Here is an 18,988-nt window from a genome sequence, read left to right on the forward strand (position 1 = left end):
GATTTTTATTGACAGATAACAAGCCGGTGAAACGAATGTTATAATAACGGAAACATGCTTTAGGGAGGAACCTGCCATTCGAGCCGAAGCGAATAAGATCGTCGAAGAGCTGCTGCCGCTGCTGGGCGGCAAACAGAATATCGCAAGCGCAGTTCACTGCACGACTAGACTGCGATTGGTTCTGCATGACGAAGGAAAAGCGGACAGCGCTGCCATAGAAAAGCTGGATCAGGTACAAGGGGTATTTTCCAGGGCCGGACAATACCAGATCATTTTCGGAATCGGCATCGTAAACAAGATTTATAAGGCGCTTGAAGAAGTCAACGCAGATGTGCCCGCGACATCTGCGACATTTGCGAAACCCGCCGCGGATAGTCCTAAAAAAAAGAATCCTATCTTTGTCATTACGAAGATATTGTCTAATATTTTTGTACCGATACTCCCTTTTATAGTAGCCAGCGGATTGCTAAGGGGACTGACAGGGATGATAAAGTCTTCTAATTGGGCTGCGCCGGATAGTGCTTGGATGATCATGCTGGATTTTTTCTCGACATCCGCTCTTCTTATTTTGCCGGTCATAATCGGGTTTAGCGCAGCGAAGGAATTCGGCGGAAGTCCGGTCTTGGGAGCTTTTATAGGCGGACTATTAGTACATTCCGATGTATTGAAGCCTGGGGTACATGAGATGCAATCTCCGGCATGGCTGGATGCATTCGGATTTCAAGCCGCTTCGGCCGGATACCAGGGAACGGTCATTCCGGTATTGATGTCTGTTTACCTGATGAGCAAGGTTGAAACGGGATTAAAAAAGGTCGTGCATCCGTCTTTGGCATTGTTCGTTGTTCCGCTTGCAACCGTCTTGTTTACCGGGATTATCTCCCTGCTTGCGATTGGACCGTTCGGAGCATTGCTCGGCAATTGGCTTACGCAAGGTCTCGAGATTGTATATACGCATGGTGTCGGATTTATCGGCGGTTTTCTGTTCGGAGGGTTTTATCCGCTCATCGTGATTACCGGTCTTCATCACACTTTTCATGCGGTCGAGTTCGGTTTGATTGCCAACCCTAAAGTCGGGGTGAATTTCTTGCTGCCCGTATGGTCGATGGCCAATATCGCGCAAGGCGGCGCCGGTTTGGCGATTTATTTTAAGACAAGAAACAAAAAGCTGAAGGAAACGGCAATGCCAGCGGCGCTATCTGCCTTTTTCGGCATCACGGAGCCTGTCATTTTTGGTATGAACTTACGATTAAGAAAACCGTTTATCGGTGGCTGCATCGGGGGAGCGGCAGGCGGCGCGTATGTTGTCTTTGCTCATGTAGCGGCGAATTCATACGGCTTAACAGGCTTGCCGATGTTGATCCTTGCGGCTCCGTTAGGTTTGTCGAACTTATTTCATTACCTTACTGGCTTTGTCATTTCCGTTGGTTTTGCATTTATGGCGACGTGGATTATCGGATTCGATGAAGATAAAGGAGTACATGATGTTTAGAAGTTGGCTTGGTCTGCATCAACGGAAAACGGAAGAAACTATTTTCTCTCCATTAAGCGGGAGAGTACTGGCTTTAGAGGATGTGCCCGACCCCGTTTTTTCCAGAAGTATGGCTGGAATGGGGGTTGCGATAGATCCGGAAGACGGAAGGGTTGGCTCTCCCGTAGACGGAGAGGTTGTTCACCTCTTTCAAACCAAACATGCGCTGTGGATTCGTGCCGAAAGCGGATTGGATCTGCTGATTCACATCGGTGTGGATACGGTCTACATGAAGGGGGAGGGCTTTCGCGATTACGTCAAGACAGGGGACAAGGTAAAAACGGGCCAGCCTCTCATTGATTTCTCGCTCGATCTGGTCCGGGAGAAGGCGACCAGTCCTGTCACCCCGATGTTCCTTATTCATTCGGATCAAATTGAACGGATTGAAATTGAGTTGCCTGCCCGGGCTGAAATGGGATTGACCCCGCTCATGAAGGTGAAAGTAAAATCTTAAATCAGGGACTCCCCGGAAAGGAGTGTGCGATGAAGATTAATAAAATATTGAACAACAATGCGATTGTCGTCAAGGATTCGGAGGGGGAGAAGATTGTCCTCGGGTCAGGCATTGCCTTTCAGAAAAAGAAGAACGATCCCGTAGATCAAACCCGAATTGAAAAAATATTTGTTATGAAAGACCATACTAAGCATCAGCAATTTGAAGAAATATTGTTGACATTGCCGGAGGAGCATATTCAGGTGTCGGAGGAAATTATCTCCCATGCCGAAAATCAGCTGGGCGTTATCATAAATGAGCATATCCATATCGCGCTCACCGATCACTTATCGTTCGCGCTTGAACGTCTGGCCAAAGGGATGGTCATTAAAAATACGCTGCTGAACGAAATAAAAGTATTGTACGCGAAAGAATTTCAAATTGGACTTTACGCGAAAGAACTAATTAGTGAAAAGCTCGGAATCGAAATTCCGGAGGATGAGGTAGGCTATATCGCATTGCATATTTATACTGCTAAAATGAATGCCGGGGAAATGACGAAGACGCTCGACATCACCGCAATGATAAAGGGCATTGTAGATATAATCGAAGATTGTTTGGGTATCAAGATTGCGGAGGATACCGTATCCTATGAACGCTTAATTACTCATTTGCGTTTTGCTGTTCAGCGGTCGGAGTCCAACGAACCTTTTCACGAATTAGATACCGAAATGATCCGTATCATAAAGGAAAAATACGGGGATTCGTATCTCATTGCCCAAAAGGCGGGTCATTTTGTGCTGCAGGAGTATGATTTTGAACTCCACGATTCGGAAATGGCATACATCTCCATGCAAATCCAGCGGATTAAATCCAGAGAAATGGCATAGGCTCCGTAGACTCGCTTGCGGACTACTCCAACTTCCTTCTCCTGAATCTTCATGCGTAAATTCAATGGATGGAAAATTGGTACTAGACGATCGAATAAAAACAAATCAAAAGCCGTCTCTGCGGAGGTGGCTTTCTTTCTTCTTAAAAGAACAGAAGAAAAGACCTCGTTATTGAGGTCATTTTCCTTAGTCACTTCAGTGGATACGTTGCTAATTTTACAAAGTAAAATCCTTTTTACGAAGCACCAGTACAGCGCTGATTATACCCTTGGCTGTGTTTTTATGCGGTGATTCATGTGCATCAACATTAGAACCGGGTTTTGAAGCAATCAATACATTATGCACTTGGCTAGCGTTGAAAGTTCCGACAGTTTCGCTAAACGATAAATTTAGTTTATTTTAATTTTTCTTTTAGTGCTTTTTCAGGGTTCCATGAAATACCTCTATCCCCATTTACCTGCCACCTGATATATTGTGTGTAACAACCGGTTGAAACACATAATTTAAAAGGAGATAACCCCTTGCTACCTCAGCTAAAATCTTATTTGTATCCTATCCTTATTCCTCACCATCAGTTTGATTTTTAATCTCGTTGGGATGTCTGTAGCGAGCGCTGCCCCGGGAGAATCGCAACGTATTCCGCAGAATAACAAAATCGTTGCGGATGTCGGTGAATTGCCAAACAAACTTCCGAAAACAAAATTGGAATTGACCAGCAAGCGGACAAAATATTCTACTCGTTATCTGAATCCAGACGGAAGCTTTACCGAAGAAATTTACTTAGAACCTCAGTTTTATCAAGATCCTACAGATAAAAAATGGCTATCAATTGATAATAAAATCAAATCCAGTACGAAAAATGTCGGCAAATATGAGAACACGGCTAATGATTTTAAGGTTTCTCTTACCGATCAAACTGGTTCAGGCGACCTTGTTTCGGTAGAAAAAGACAACAAAAGCATCACTTTGATTCCTGTCAACGCTCAAAAAGTAAAAGCTACGACGAAAGGGAACGAAATTACCTATCCAAGTCTGTTTATAAATGCAGATGTACGGTATACCGTGCAAGGCGATGGCGTGAAAGAAGATATCATCCTTCAGCGTTATTCCAATCAAAATGTGTTTTCTTTTGAGTTGAAGCTAACGGGATTGACACCTGAGGCGGAAGAGGATGGCACCATTACCTTTAGTGATAATAAAGGCATTAAACAATGGTTTTTAGAAAAGCCCTTCATGACTGATGCGAATGGGAAATATTCGGATAATGTCATCCTTGAGCTCCGTGAACAAAACAGAAAGACTTATGTAGATGTTATTGCCGATCAAACCTTTTTGAATGACTCTGAAACCGAATATCCGGTCACCATTGATCCGACCATCAATAATTGGGAAGTTTTACGAGATGCGTTTGTGTCCAGCGCATTTCCGACTTCGTCTTATTCAAGCAACATATCGATGTACACGGGTAATGACAGCGGCTATTTTGGAGCGACCCGTTCTTTGCTGCAATTTTATTTGCCAAGCCTTCCAAGTGACAGCAAAATCTCGAGTGCCAATGTGAATGTTTATCAAACCCGGAATGAGACGACCAATGTATCGGTTGATGCGAATCGTATCACCGGAAGCTGGGGTACAGTTACATGGAACACGCAGCCTGCAATAAATGCTACACCTGAAAAGACGGTAACTAGTAATGCAGTCAATGCTTACTGGCAATGGGATATCACCCAACTGACCAAGGATTGGTACAACGGTGTTCTGCCCAACTATGGAATCATGCTGAAACAGCAAAATGAATCCACTTCACCATTCCGAGCTTTTAACACGGTGAACAGCGGTACCAACACACCTCGATTAACCCTAAATTACACTGTAGATGCGATTGGTCTCGAAAACTTCTGGGGTTATACCCCTGATGGCGTCAATCCGTCCAACGGAAATTTGGTTTACCAGGAAACTGATCTTAATATTTCTGGTCGTGGAATACCGGTCAATATGACCCGTACGTACAATAGCCGTAAATCCTCAGTAGCCGGCATGTTCGGCTTTGGATGGTGGAGCAATACGGACACGCGACTTGTTGATACGGGCAGCGGACCGATTACGCTAATTGACGGTGACAGCACGCGCCATATTTTTGGTCAAATAGCTGGGGGCGGGTATGTCGCTCACGGCGGCGTTTATTTGACTCTCGTCAAAAATGCCGACAGCACCTATACCATTACGCAAACCGATGGCACGAAACTCAATTTTAATACCAGTGGTAAAATTTCTTCTCTGATAGACACCAATGGAAATACGACTACGTATACGTATAGTTCCGGAAAGTTGACTTCGGTTCAGGATGCGTCTGGACGAACGACCTCCATTACGTATGGAACAAACGGTTATGTTTCTGTCATCACCGATCCTGCCAATCGAACGGTATCCTATGCGTACGATACGAGTGGTAATCTGACAAAAGTAACCGATGCTGCCGGAAAGTTCACGACATTTGCATACGGTACGACCCATAACTTGACGGGTATCACAAATGCTCGCAATATAACTACAACGATTACCTACGATGCGTCGAATCGGGTAACGAGTATCAGCCAGCCGATAACCATCGATGGCGTTGCTACAACCAGCACAACGACTTATTCGTATGATACAACCAATTTGGTCACGACGGTAACCGGCGGGGAAGCCCGTAGGGTCGATTATACCTATAGCTCGAACGGCAACGTGGTGCAAATCACGGAAAATCCGCTTGATGCGGCGAACAAAGCGATCACAACTTTCACCTACGATAACAACAATAACTTAACGCAAGTAAAAGATCCAAACACGAATAAAGTAAGTGGCACGAGCGCATATATTTACACCTATGATACAAAAGGCAATATAACAGCTGTACAGCTTCCTGAGAACCAAACAGCATTTAACACGTATGACAGTCAAAATAATTTGATTAAAGAACAGGATTTTAACAGTAACATTAGTTCGAATGATTACGATGCCAAAAATAATCAGACGGAATCGACGGATCCTACGGTTGCTACGGCAGCAAACCGTTATGATGCGAGAGGAAATTTGCTCTATTTTACTAATCCGATGTCCGCTGCTGATAACCAAGTGGCAAATTCGAGCTTTGAGCTGGATGAAAATGCAGATAACTGGCCGGATAACTGGAACCAGGCGATCGAACCTGGAAAAACGGCTACCTTTGGATGGTCAACAGCCGCGAAGTTTGGTGCTAAAGCGGTCAGTATCTCCAATCCGACTGGTTGGGCTATCGTCGGTTCAGATATGTTTTCTTATGTAACGGGTCAAAAATATACAGTCAGTGGTTATGTAAAAACAACCGGTATTACCAATACGGCTATCGTAAAATTGGAGTTTTTCAACTCATCTAACGGATGGTTAGGACAGCAAGCGGCTTATCAGTTAACCGGAACACACGACTGGACGCGTATTCAAACCGTTGTCGACAGCGTTCCACCGAATACAGCAAAAGTAAAAGTTTCGGTAGGGTTAAATGCCGGATCGGGAGCCGCCTATTTTGACGGTATCCAGTTTGAAAAAGGCACCACGCTAAGTGCTTATAACCTGGTGGACAACGCCAGTTTTGAACGGAACGCAGGAACCGGTAGCATTCCAGCCAACTGGACAACGAGCGGAAATCTGTCAGCAAGCGACGGCACCGATCCGCTTAACCAAAGCCTGGATAATGTATATGCCGGCGGCTACTCCCTTAAAATGACCGGAGAACAAGGCAAGAATAAGTATATTAAACAGCGCATCAACATTTCCGGCGATGCCAGCAGTCTCTATACATTATCCGGTTGGTCGAAGCAATCGGGAGCAAATCAGACCGGCGGCTACTATCATCTGCAAGTGGCCATCAACCATACGGATGGAACAACCGATTGGAACAATGCCAATGCGTTCAGCAAAACAGATACTGATTGGCAGCACGTAGCCGCTCAAGTAAAGCCTACTAAAGCGTTTAACTCGATTGATGTTTATTATTACTATTACGATCAATTGGGAACCGCTTGGTTTGATGCGATGCGGTTAGAGACAGGGAACTCACACACCTTTAACACTTATGACACAAACGGTAACTATCTCACTAGCGTAGACAATCCGGTCGGCAATAACGTTTCTTTCACGTATGATTCGGTTGGGAATCAAACCAAGATTACGGATGGAAAAGGGCAAAACACTTCATTTACGTATGATGGCAGAAATCTGCTTACAAAAGTAACCGATCCCAAATTGAAGGAAACAATGTATGAGTACGATGGCGTAGGCAACCGGACGAAGGTTACCGATGCGAAGAACAATGCAACAACCTTTGGGTATAATGAATTCAACAAAGTTTCCAGCACTACCAATCCGTTGAATCAAACGATTCAATACGGATATGATAAGAATGGAAACAGCACAAAGATCATTTTCCCGAAAGGGGACACGGTTTCTTATTCTTTCAATGCCTTGAATCGCATGACCAGCATCTCCAATAATGGTGCTGCGAAGTGGAATTTTGCATATGACGCAAATGGAAATCTAACCTCTGCAACAGATGCTACAGGGAAATCCACGACGTACACGTATAATGGAAATAACCAGATCACCCAGCAGGCCGAAGGCGCATCCAATAAGATTGATTACGTTTATGAAATCGATAAAATTAATCTCTCGTCCTTCACGGTAACAGCTGGGACTGCTTCATTTTCTACGGGGTTAAGTTACAACCCATTGGATCAACTGGTGGCATTGTCTCGAAATGGGGTTAACCAAGCCAAGTTTGTTTATGACGAGCGGGGTAACCTCATCTCTGTAACGTATTCTAATGGTACTTATGTCTTATACGAAATTGATGAAGCGGATCGGCTAATATCGGTCAAGAATTACAATGCAGTTGGAGCATTGCGTGATTCAAACTCGTACACTTATGATGTTAACGGCAACCGAACAAGTGTTAAAACTGGTTCTGGCACAATTTCGTATCAGTACGATGAATTGAACCAGTTGACACAGGAAACGTTGCTTGATGGAACCGCGATTGCATATGAATATGATGTGGTAGGTAATCGTACCAAAAAGACAGTCACTCAAGGTGGAACACCGATAACAACTAATTATACGTATGATGCCGGTAACCAACTAACAACGGTTAATGGTCAGGCGTATACGTATGATGCGAACGGGAACCTAACTGGAAACGGATCGAAGACGTTTATCTATGATGAGGAAAATCACTTAATTGAAGTAAAGAATTCGGTAGGGACTTCCTTGGCTAAGTACGCTTATGACCACGGAGGAAAACGGATTAGCATGACGACTTCCAGCGGAACGATTTTCTACCATTACAGTAATGATAAGGTTATCTATGAGACAGATTCCAACAACAATATTATTTCTGAATACTCATGGGATGGTCAGGGCAATCCAGTTAGCATGACCAAGAATGGAAACACTTATTTTTACCACATTAATGGTCATGGAGATATAACATCATTGACCGATGTGAGTGGGGCCACTGTTGCTCAATATCAATATGATGCTTGGGGAAGTATTATATCCCAGACAGGTACGATGGCCACATCTAATCCATATCGTTATGCCGGTTATCGATATGATGAGGTAACAAAGTTATACTATTTAATGGCCCGGTATTACAATACTGAGACAGGCAGATTTATTACTAAAGATACATTCCTTGGTTTTGAAGATGAACCATTGAGCTTAAATCAGTATTTATACACTCATAATAATCCCATCATGTATTATGATTCTGATGGACATAGGTTTGGTCCAATAATAAAAATAATTAAAAAAATATTTAAAAAGAATCCTACAACCGCTATAAAGCGGTTAAAACCTACAGAAATCCAAAAAGCTGTATCGGATCCATCCCGACTTCAACATAGTTTTAAACATGCTAAGGATGTAGGATTTGCCGGGAAGAATTGGAACAATGCTACAAAAGAGCTTTTTAAAGAAATGATAGTGGATGTACTAACAAACTTTACCCATACAATTGGTGGTGAGCTTGGAGGAGTACCAGTTAAAGGGTATTATAAAAAAGCTAATAATAATGATGTTCTAGTTTGGGTTTTTCTTGATGGTAATTATAAAGGATTAGTAGCTACAGTAGTTAAGCCATTTCCAAGCCAATTAAAGGGTATGGGAGTAATAAAATAACATCTGATATTTATTAATCAGTCCCCTATGATTTTGGGGGCTGATTAATAAAAGGGGGCTTATAATATGTTAGGAACTTTCTACATCATTAATGGATTAATAATTGGTAATTATTCATCTCAAATAATCCTGGAACTACTCAAGATAATGAATATAAACCAGGGAACAATATCAGTTCTAGATATTAATGAAATTGATGTTTCTTATTCTTCAGTTTATGAATATAACCATGATCTCATTGAAACATACTTTAATGATCTGGAAGAATTACAATCCATTAAAATAAAGAATTTTATTTATGAAATAAACTCATCTTTTGAACTACAAGGTGAAAGAATCCCAATTAGAATAATTAACAGTATTCATGTTGACAATACGTATTCAATAGAAATTATGTTTGAATATGGACATTTACAATTTGAAGAAAATGAAATCATTAAAGCTAAAAAAAATGAAGTAATTATTTTGTTATGCAAAAAAATTTATTGTACTGGGTTTTTCTTATATGGTTTTTGTGGAGAAGAAGTTTCAAATATCTCGCTTCAAGCAATATTAAACAATGAGGAACATTTTCCAGCTACTGACGCTTATTTTAGTAAAACTGTTATTAATGATTTCAGGGAAAAAGAATTAATGGCCATATCGGATTGTGAAGTAAACTTGTGCTCTTCATCAAAGAATTTAAACGATATAAATGGTTTTTTTGTTCATATAAATGAAATAATTAGTGACAACACTACTAATGTAAAGTATGATGAATGGCTATTAAATTTAGAAGAGGATATAAAATATAAATTTTCTAGTTCGTAAGGATTTGCATTTATTGACGTGTCAGGTCCTGAGAAAGAACGGGTCGCTCCTAATCGCGCTTGGTATCTAGAAACTGAAGAGTTTTTATTATAATGAAGTGCAAAAACATATTAAAAATTTAAGTTGGAGTAAACCTGAAAAAGTTCAACTTTCTACCATAAAAATTTTAATGAAAATTGATGATGACCCCACTCTAAATTTAATTCAGGACGATGGGAAGTATTATTGGGGAATGCTGTGAAAATCTTACACAAAATTCGTGTGAGGAAGAGGATTTTGCGTGGATTGGTGGGCTTAAAAGACTCTCCGAAATACTCAGCATTTCTGAATCGGATTTTATTAACGCAGAAGATTATGAATCACTTAATTTAGCTAATTGGTAACTAAAATAAATGTTTTATGAAAACAGCTTTGCTTCAAGTGTCCAAAGCTCCACGGAGAATAATAGTACAAATAAGGCAGCGGCTGTCTAGGACCTTTACATCCAGGCAGTCGCTACCTTATTTTATCAGGCAAGTTTAAATCTTTTGAAAAAGAACCACGCGGGATCAACAACACCACTCTTAATATTTATTTTATCAAACAACTACAAAGAGGTAAAAAATAAAGATTCGCTTAAGGTCATTACTAGTTAGTTATTATTGTATGAGTCTGAAAACTACGCGCCTAACACCTTTTCTATTGCTCGTCCCAAAGCGTTTAGGCATCAATTCACTTTAACCTTCCGGTAATCGGTAGGCGTAACGCCAAAGTTCTTTTTGAACATGCGGTGGAAATAGGAACTGCTTGTGTAGCCGCATTTCACGGCGATATCGATGATGGACCAGTCGGTCTGCTCGAGATGCTCCTTAGCCCGTTCCAGTCGCACATTGTTAATGACGTCAACGATAGCCGTTAAGGTTTGCTGCTTGTAGACGCGGCTTAGATATATAGAAGACATGTCCAGATTTTCGGCGATCCAGTTCAGGCTGAAATTCGGATTGGCATATTCCTTGTTGATGAGATCATTGATCTTCCGGATCAATTCTCCCTGCTTTGTCGTCCGCTTCACCGACAGCTTGGATTGGATGTCATCAAACAGCGAGAAAAACATGTCATTAAGCTCATCAATGGTTTCGAATTTGTCCGGCGTTGGAATATGGATGCCGAGGCTCGCTTCAACATCCAAATTATTATTTTTCTGTATCGTGAACAAAATGCTGTTGACGGTCATCGTCAGATGGGAGATGGCAAGCTGTACGACATGAATCGGATAGCCCGCTGTTTCCTGCACGATTTCGGCGAACAGCTTCTTGGCTTCTTCCGTCTTGGACGTCATTAAGGCATCCGATAATTTCCGTTCTTTATCTACGGGAAATACATATTCTTTCGATTTCAAAGACATGATGTCCTGGGCGTCAATCAAGCAGCCGGCGCCATAAAATAACCGGTGCATAGCCGCTTCCTTTGCCAGCTTGTAAAGGGTGGACAGCTGCTGCGGATGAGAAGCCTCCGGACTATAGGTAATAGAAATACCGATCTTCAAATATTCCAAAGTGGATTGCTGAATTTGCTGCAGTACGGTCCGGAGCAGCACGTCGTCCTGCTGCTCTGAAGGGTCAAGCCGGTTCATCAGCATAACGACGTTATCGTCATCCATTTCGACGGTTTCCACCTGATAATACTTCTGGCCGATTTCCCCCGCAATATTCATAATGGCGAACTTATAGACATGCAGGTCATCGCCGCGAGTCTCCTTCAATTCGGCAAAATGGTCGATCTTTAACATGATGACACGGTAGCTTGAATGAAAGTCGAACGTAATGCCGTTTTGGGACAGCTTCTGCAGCTGTGCGTCGGTTTGCAGCGACTTTGCGCCCTGTATGAGACTGCGCAGTATATTTTGCTTAATGGTATAAGAGCTGTTTCGTTTTTCGCTTTCAAGCGTGTTCATTTTGTCCACAATCTGATGAATAGGTCTATAGAGCATACGCGACAGCAGCCATGAAATGAACAAGCCGACGATCAGGATGCCTACTGCAATCAAAATCGTCATATTACGGATGGAGTTGACAGCCTCCGTCACTTTTTTATAGGGAGTAATCCGGACATATTGCCATTCCAGCGAATCTGGAGAAGTGAACGAGATCAGCGACTTTTTCCCTTCAAAATCAGCCACCACATAACCCGATTCTTTGTCCTTCACTTTGTCCGTTAGCAAGGCTCTGTCATTCGCGCTTAGCGTTTTGGCAGTAAGTGTATCGCCGGACAGCAGCCGATCCTGATTGTCCATAATGAACGATTTGCCTTCGGTATCGCTTTTATTAATTCCTATGTCCTTATTAATCCATGCGGATGAAATATTAACGATAACGGCGGAGTTGATCGTTTGCGTTTTGCCAATTGCGTCGTAGCCTAAATAAGTATACGCCTTTGTCACTTGTTCGCCGGAAAGGCTGGCCGTCGTATAGGTTCTCGGAATCGGCGTGAATGGGCGATACTGCTGAAAGTTATCGAGGATGTCGAGTATGCCTTTATCCGCAAGCTCGTCCTTGCTGATTGTTCCTCCTTGTCCTTGCCTGCTGGCTGTATAGAATAGATCATTCTTCGAATTATATACATAGATGGATTCAATGAACGGCATCGAATTTAAATAATTGTTCAGTTCATTCATCGCAGCCATCACATCGTAAATGTTCGGATCGGTATAAAACATAAGCTTAGAGATGGCGAACGTTCTGTAAATTTGGAAGGAGACCGATTGCGCGCTCTCCGTCATGCTGATGACTTCCTTGCTCGTCTGCGTTAAATTGCTGACGTCCGATTGATAGGATTTCTTCAAATCAATCCGCACATATGTGAAGAAATAAAATAATGAGGATACGAGCAATGTAAGTACAATGCACAAGGTGATGCTAAACAGCAGCTTGCTGTATAGTTTTCCATTGTTTTTTAAATCAAATGCTGACATGTCAGCTCCCCCTCTATCTACTTGGAAAGGATTCGTAAATAAGCACTGTCCAAACTGAGTTTCAAACCGTTTTATTTTGGAATATGTCAGTTTGTTCACACTTCTTGCGATTTAATGTTCGCATTTCATTATAGTATTCACTTGCTGCGGCGTGCAATGAACCAAATGAAGGAATGTGTCTGGCACTGATATTGCGGAGTGAACAATACATACCATAGTGAACTTATTGGCGAATCGGCGGATGTAAGATGACAACCGTGAATCTATCCGTTAGAATGTCTCGGAATTCCATGATAACTGCGGAAGGGAAAGTGAAGTAATTGATTAATTCGAAGCTGCAACAGATTTGGTATGGCGGTGACTATAACCCGGACCAATGGCCGGAGGAAATATGGCAGGAGGATATGCGTTTATTTAAGGAAGCGGGCATAAATGTCGTTACGCTGCCGGTGTTTAGTTGGGCAAAGCTGCAGCCCTCGGAAGATACGTTCAACCTGGGGTGGCTGGACAAATTATTAGACTTAATCGCGGATAATGGCATTTATGCCTGTCTCGCTACATCAACCGCCGCGCAGCCGGCATGGATGTCCCGCAAATATGAAGATGTGCTGCCGGTTGACGTTGACGGACGGAAACGCACGCACGGCTCACGCACGAACTTCTGCCCGAACAGCAAGACGTACCGGCGCTTTTCTCGTCAACTGGCCAGGACGCTGGGCGAGCGTTATAAGGACCACCCGTCGCTGCTTATCTGGCACATTAATAACGAGTACGGCACGCATTGCTACTGCAACAATTGCGCGGCTGAGTTCCGTGTCTGGTTGCAATCGAAATACGGGTCGATAGAGAGCTTGAATGCGGAATGGAACATGAGCTTTTGGGGGCATACCGTTTATGAGTGGGAGGAGATCGTACCTCCGTCCAATCTGAACGGCGATAATCGCAACTTTCAGCCGATGGCGCTTGATTACAAGCGGTTTATGTCGGATTCGATCCTCGCTTGCTATCAGGGGGAATATGATGAGCTCAAGGCCATCACGCCGGAAATTCCGATTACGACGAACATTTGGGGCTTGTTTAATGGCCTCGATCTGAAAAAATGGGGCGAAGCGATGGACGTTGTGTCCTGGGACAGCTACCCGCAGATGAATGAACCGATGGGCAACGTCGCGATGCGACACGATTACATGCGCGGCCTGAAGGAGGGCAAGCCCTTCATGCTGATGGAGCAGACGCCGAGCCAGCAGAACTGGCAGCCGTATAACAGCCTGAAGCGTCCGGGCGTCATGCGCTTGTGGAGCTATCAGGCGGTCGCGCACGGCGCAGACACCGTAATGTTCTTCCAGCTTCGCCGCTCGTTCGGAGCATGCGAGAAATACCACGGTGCGGTCATCGAGCATGTCGGTCACGAAAATACGCGCGTATTCCGGGAGTGCGCCCAGCTCGGAAGGGAACTCGGGGAGCTTGGCGACCGTCTGCTTGATTCGGAAATCCATGCCGAAGCAGCGCTGCTGTTCGATATCGACACGTGGAACGCGGTAGAGATTACAAGCGGACCAAGCGTTGATCTGAACTACTTGGAGCAGGCACAGCACTATTACAAAGCCTTTTACGATCAGAATGTGCCGGTGGATGTGATAAGCCCGCTTAGCGATTTTTCAAAATATAAAATCATCGTCGCTCCGGTGCTGTACATGCTGAAGCTGGGCGTTGCAGAGCGGATCGAGGCTTTCGTTAAAGCTGGCGGTACCTTTGTGACGACGTTCTTCAGCGGTATCGTAAACGAGAACGATCTCGTCACGCTTGGCGGATATCCAGGGAAATTGCGAAATCTTCTTGGACTATGGGTAGAGGAAATCGACAGCCTGCTGCCGGATATGCGCAACAGCATACAAATCGGCGAAGCGTTCGGCCATTTAGCAGGAAGCTATGAATGCGGTCTGCTGTGCGACCTGCTTCATTTGGAAGGCGCGAAGGCTATAGGCTCCTACGGTACGGATTTCTATGCAGGCATGCCTGCTCTGACTGTGAACGAATTCGGCCAGGGAGAGGCCTACTATGTGGCAACGGCGCCTGAGCAGCGGCTGTTAAGCGACTTGATTCGCAACTTATGCGAAAAGCACGGCATCGCCGCTCCGTTTAAAGCAAGTGCAGGCGTCGAATTGGCGCAGCGCTCCAAAGAAGGCGAAGTATACACGTTCGTGCTGAATCATAATGCCAGTCAAGCATCGGTTGAACTGGGAACGGAAGCTTATTCCGATTTATTGACGAATCGCACCGTGTCGGGGACGGTTGAAATCGAACCGCATGGCGTCATGATATTACAAAAAACGCTATAAATCGACAATAACCTCGCTGCCGCTTCGCTCGAATTTATGTTCGGGGAAGCGGCAGCGAGGTTTCTTTTTTGCCTCCAAACCCTATGAAAAGGCTTGATAATACATAGAAGTTTAAATCGTTCACTGTTCAATTCGCCACTTCGTTCACTGAATTTGCATTCTTACTCTTTCTCGCAAAACCGCTCTCACCTACACTGAGGACAGATCAGACAAACACATCAAAAATAGACAGAAGGCTCTAAAGGAAGGGAGACAACAACTGCATGTTAGGAAAGAATGGAATACTGAAAGAACTTGTAACAAACCGTATCTTGTTTCTAATGCTATTGCCGACACTTGTGTTCTTCATTATTAATTCGTACGTGCCTATGGTGGGCGTTTACTACGCATTCACGCGGTTTGATTTCAACACGAGTTTGTTTAACAGCCAATTCGTCGGTTTAGAAAATTTCAAGTTTCTATGGCAATCGGGCGTTTTGGCTAAGCTAACCTTAAATACGATCGGTTATAATATCGTGTTTATCTTATTAGGAAACACATTGGCTATCGCGCTGGCGATCCTTCTAAGCGAGCTTCGCTTGCAATGGTTCAAGAAGCTGACGCAGTCGATCATGTTTCTGCCATACTTCGTTTCCTTCGTTATTCTTAGCGTTATCGTCTATAACGTATTCAACTACGAAAGCGGATTCCTGAATTCGACGCTGAAGCAATTCGGAGCCGAGCCGGTAGACGTGTACAATACGCCGTGGGTATGGATATTCCTCATCATTATCTTCTACCTTTGGAAAAACATCGGTTACAGCATGGTTATTTACTTAGCATCCATCACGGGGATCAGCGAGGAATATTACGAGGCGGCTAAAATTGACGGAGCGAACATTTTTCAACGTATTTGGTACATTACGGTCCCGATGCTGAAAACCACGTTCGTCATGCTTTTGCTATTCGCGCTCGGCAGCATCATGAAAGGGCAGTTCGATTTGTTCTACCAATTAGTAGGCAACAACGGCATGCTCTACAACACGACGGATATTCTCGATACGTATGTGTACCGTTCACTCAAAGTAACGTTCGATATCGGAATGTCGACGGCAGCAGGTCTTTATCAATCGCTCTTCGGCTTTATTCTGATCATGACGGTCAACTATATGATCAAGAAAATTAACGACGAATACGCCCTATTCTAAGATACAATGCACAGCAGCTAACTGCAGGAGGTACCCATGAAAATTAAAGATGATAATTATATGAAGTGGTTTCGGCTTATTGCGTTCGTCGTCATACTAATCTCGACCTTAGCTTGTTTGTTTCCTTTCCTGCTAATTATTTCGGCTTCCTTTACGAAGAACGAATCGATTATCAGAGACGGTTACCATTTAATTCCGACGGTGTTCTCCCTGGAAGGGTACAAAACGGTGTTCCGGTTTCCGGAGCAGGTGCTCAGAGCATACGGCGTAACCGTATTTACAACCGTCATAGGGACGGCAGTCGGGATGTTTCTAATGACGATGGCAGGTTACGTCCTGCAGCGCAAAGATTTCAAGTACCGCAACTTTTTCTCTTTCATGATTTATTTCACAACGCTGTTCGGCGGCGGGCTGGTGCCTTGGTACATCCTAATGACCAAGTATCTGAAGCTGACGGATAAGCTTGAAGTCTTGATTTTACCTGGTCTTATGACGCCGTTCCTTATTATATTAATGAAAAATTTCATTCGCTCCGCCGTTCCGGATGAAGTCATTGAGTCGTCAAAAATCGATGGGGCGAATGATTTCACGATCTACAGCCGAATCGTGCTGCAGCTGTCGATGCCGGGTATCGCAACCGTAGGACTGTTCCTGGCGCTCCATTATTGGAACGACTGGTTTACTTCTTCGTTGTTCATCAACGATACAAGCAAATACCAGCTGCAATATTACTTGTACAACGTTATCAATGCGATGAGCTTCGTCGCTCAAATGGGTTCGGGAACAGGCGTATCACTAGGCTCCGACATGCCTACCGAATCGACGAAGATGGCGATGTCCATCATTGTAACCGGACCGATTCTGTTCCTTTATCCGTTTGTACAGCGTTATTTTGTAAAAGGATTGACGATTGGCGCCGTAAAAGGTTAGAACTAAACGAGGGAAATACTGCTCTTTGTTTAGCTGACATATATAAGATCTACATTAAAAGGGAGGATTCACATGAGACAGAAAGCAACAAAAGCAGCCGCTCTTCTACTTTCGGTTATTATGCTTATTACGGTGCTGGCAGCTTGCTCATCGAACAACACGGGAAACACGAAGAACGGCAACGCAACCAATGCTCCGGCAGAAGGCGCAGCAAATGAAGGTACTGGTACAAAGACGGGAATCGATACGTCGAAAAAAGTTGAATTGCAATTTTATATGCTGGGTGATGCCCCTAAAGACCTCGCATCCATCCAAGAAGAAATTAACAAAATGGCTTTGGAAGATTTGAACGCTACCGTTAAATTCAACTATACTTCGTGGACGGACTGGGATCAAAAGTACAAGCTTCTGCTTGGATCCGGTCAACAAGTCGACTTGATCTTCACTGCGGAATGGACGCAATACCAATCGTATGCGAAGAAGGGTGCTTTCCAAGCGCTTGATAAGCTGCTTCCGGTAGCTGCTCCTGCTTTGAACGAATTCGTGCCTGCCGATATGTGGGAAGCCGTGAAAATCGACGGCAGCATCTACACGGTACCAGCGACTTACAAGGAATATGTAACAGACGGCTTTGTGTGGCGTGAAGATTTGCGCGAGAAATACAATTTGCCTAAACCGGTAGATATTGCGACTTTCGAGCAGTATTTGGACGGCATCAAAAAGAACGAGCCTGCGATGACGCCGCTGTCGATGAACTCCGACGTGAAGACGAATCTGATGGACCGTTTCAGAAGCATTACACATTCTCCAATCGGCGCTCTTCCTTACGGTCTGGGCATCAAATACGATACGCCTAACGACGTATACTCCTACTGGGGTTCGGATGAGCAGAAGGAAGATTTGACTACGCTTCAGCGTTGGCAGGACAACGGCTACATGGTGAAAAACGTACTAGCCGTTAAAGATACGCTGCAGGATCAAATTACAAGCGGTAAAGCCGCTGCCATTATCGGCGACAACCCGAACCGTTTCAATGATATGGTTATTAAAATTCAATCGACTCACCCGGAATGGAAGCTCGGCTACCACCCGTTCCCGTTAACAACCGGTATCGCAACGCCGGTTCACCCGATCCACAACGGCTTCGCCATCCCGGCAAGCAGCAAAAACGCAGAGCGCGCTCTTGCGTTCTACGAAAAAATGGTTACCGACAAGCGCTACAACATGCTGACGCAATACGGCGTGGAAGGCAAAAACTATGAAGTAAAAGACGGCTACTACTCGATGATCGGCGATAACAATTCCAATGGTTTCCCTCGCGAAGGGATGAACGGCTGGGCTTGGCGTAATCCTGAGTTCATGCTGTTCGACAAAAACTATGACGGCGTAAAAGCGATCTTCGATGAGCTCGATAAAATCCAAGTGCCTGATAAATTTACAGGCTTCGCGGAAGATTACACAGCTTACCAAGCGGAAAGAGCGGCGCTTGAGCAAGTGGAGAAGCAATACCTGTTCCCGCTGCAAGCCGGTTTGGTGAAAAACATTGACGAAGGCCTGCAAACGTTCCTCGAAAAAGCGAAACAGGCTGGTCTTGAGAAAATTCAAGCCGAATACACGAAGCAATGGCAGGAATACGTAACAGCTCAAGGAATTAAATAAACGATTAGCAGAGGCTGTCTCACAAGTAGATTTTTTACGGATGAGGCAGCCTTGTTAATACAATAAA

At 44.1% G+C, this 18,988-nt stretch carries 10 protein-coding genes; 9 read left to right on the top strand and 1 reads right to left on the bottom strand.

All coding sequences use genetic code 11. The features are described 5' to 3' along the window. The first annotated feature begins 76 nt into the window (after nt 1–76). The 5 genes from DFP97_RS00075 (at nt 77) to DFP97_RS00095 (ending at nt 9,856) form a co-directional block, all read left to right on the top strand. On the top strand, nt 77–1,489 hold the full coding sequence (locus DFP97_RS00075; RefSeq protein WP_114377951.1) for a PTS transporter subunit EIIC: 1,413 nt from the start codon (nt 77–79) through the stop codon (nt 1,487–1,489). Beyond that, complete coding sequence (locus tag DFP97_RS00080; protein WP_425453477.1) at nt 1,479–1,982, top strand: PTS sugar transporter subunit IIA; 504 nt, start codon at nt 1,479–1,481, stop codon at nt 1,980–1,982. Before DFP97_RS00075 ends, DFP97_RS00080 begins: the two co-directional genes overlap by 11 nt. Nucleotides 1,983–2,011: 29 nt before the next feature. Next, the gene (locus tag DFP97_RS00085) at nt 2,012–2,851 is read left to right on the top strand and encodes a PRD domain-containing protein (RefSeq protein WP_114377953.1); all 840 of its coding nucleotides are present in this window, start codon (nt 2,012–2,014) and stop codon (nt 2,849–2,851) included. A 675-nt stretch (nt 2,852–3,526) separates the two neighbouring features. Next, nucleotides 3,527–9,046, top strand: a complete 5,520-nt coding sequence (locus tag DFP97_RS00090; protein ID WP_245975759.1) for a DNRLRE domain-containing protein — start codon at nt 3,527–3,529, stop codon at nt 9,044–9,046. 66 nt (nt 9,047–9,112) lie between these two features. Continuing rightward, nucleotides 9,113–9,856, top strand: coding sequence for a hypothetical protein (locus DFP97_RS00095; RefSeq protein WP_114377954.1), 744 nt, complete (start codon nt 9,113–9,115; stop codon nt 9,854–9,856). 706 nt (nt 9,857–10,562) lie between these two features. Here the strand turns inward: DFP97_RS00095 and DFP97_RS00100 are convergent. Next, nucleotides 10,563–12,806: a helix-turn-helix domain-containing protein gene (locus DFP97_RS00100; RefSeq protein WP_114377955.1), complete on the bottom strand. Its 2,244-nt coding sequence runs from the start codon at nt 12,804–12,806 to the stop codon at nt 10,563–10,565. A gap of 320 nt (nt 12,807–13,126) precedes the next feature. Here DFP97_RS00100 and DFP97_RS00105 point away from each other — a divergent pair, with 320 nt between their 5' ends. From DFP97_RS00105 to DFP97_RS00120, 4 genes are all read left to right on the top strand, one after another. Next, entirely contained in the window at nt 13,127–15,145 is a 2,019-nt protein-coding gene (locus tag DFP97_RS00105) for a beta-galactosidase (RefSeq protein WP_114377956.1), read from the top strand. A 263-nt stretch (nt 15,146–15,408) separates the two neighbouring features. Beyond that, nucleotides 15,409–16,332 carry an ABC transporter permease gene (locus DFP97_RS00110; protein WP_114377957.1) on the top strand — a complete coding sequence of 308 codons (924 nt, stop codon included), beginning with the start codon at nt 15,409–15,411 and terminating at the stop codon, nt 16,330–16,332. A 36-nt stretch (nt 16,333–16,368) separates the two neighbouring features. Next, on the top strand, nt 16,369–17,262 hold the full coding sequence (locus DFP97_RS00115; protein ID WP_114377958.1) for a carbohydrate ABC transporter permease: 894 nt from the start codon (nt 16,369–16,371) through the stop codon (nt 17,260–17,262). A gap of 72 nt (nt 17,263–17,334) precedes the next feature. Beyond that, a complete protein-coding gene (locus DFP97_RS00120) occupies nt 17,335–18,921 on the top strand; it encodes an extracellular solute-binding protein (protein ID WP_114377959.1) in 1,587 nt (528 codons plus the stop codon). Nucleotides 18,922–18,988 lie beyond the last annotated feature (67 nt).

The organism is Paenibacillus prosopidis (assembly GCF_003337375.1).
GTDB classification, from domain to species: domain Bacteria; phylum Bacillota; class Bacilli; order Paenibacillales; family Paenibacillaceae; genus Pristimantibacillus; species Pristimantibacillus prosopidis.

Excerpts from the sequence above, each read along its gene's own strand:
- DFP97_RS00080 (WP_425453477.1), top strand. The coding sequence starts at position 1,479 with ATGATGTTTAGAAGTTGGCTTGGTCTGCATCAACGGAAAACGGAAGAA.
- DFP97_RS00085 (WP_114377953.1), top strand. The coding sequence starts at position 2,012 with ATGAAGATTAATAAAATATTGAACAACAATGCGATTGTCGTCAAGGAT.
- DFP97_RS00095 (WP_114377954.1), top strand. The coding sequence starts at position 9,113 with ATGTTAGGAACTTTCTACATCATTAATGGATTAATAATTGGTAATTAT.
- DFP97_RS00100 (WP_114377955.1), bottom strand. The coding sequence starts at position 12,806 with ATGTCAGCATTTGATTTAAAAAACAATGGAAAACTATACAGCAAGCTG.
- DFP97_RS00110 (WP_114377957.1), top strand. The coding sequence starts at position 15,409 with ATGTTAGGAAAGAATGGAATACTGAAAGAACTTGTAACAAACCGTATC.
- DFP97_RS00115 (WP_114377958.1), top strand. The coding sequence starts at position 16,369 with ATGAAAATTAAAGATGATAATTATATGAAGTGGTTTCGGCTTATTGCG.
- DFP97_RS00120 (WP_114377959.1), top strand. The coding sequence starts at position 17,335 with ATGAGACAGAAAGCAACAAAAGCAGCCGCTCTTCTACTTTCGGTTATT.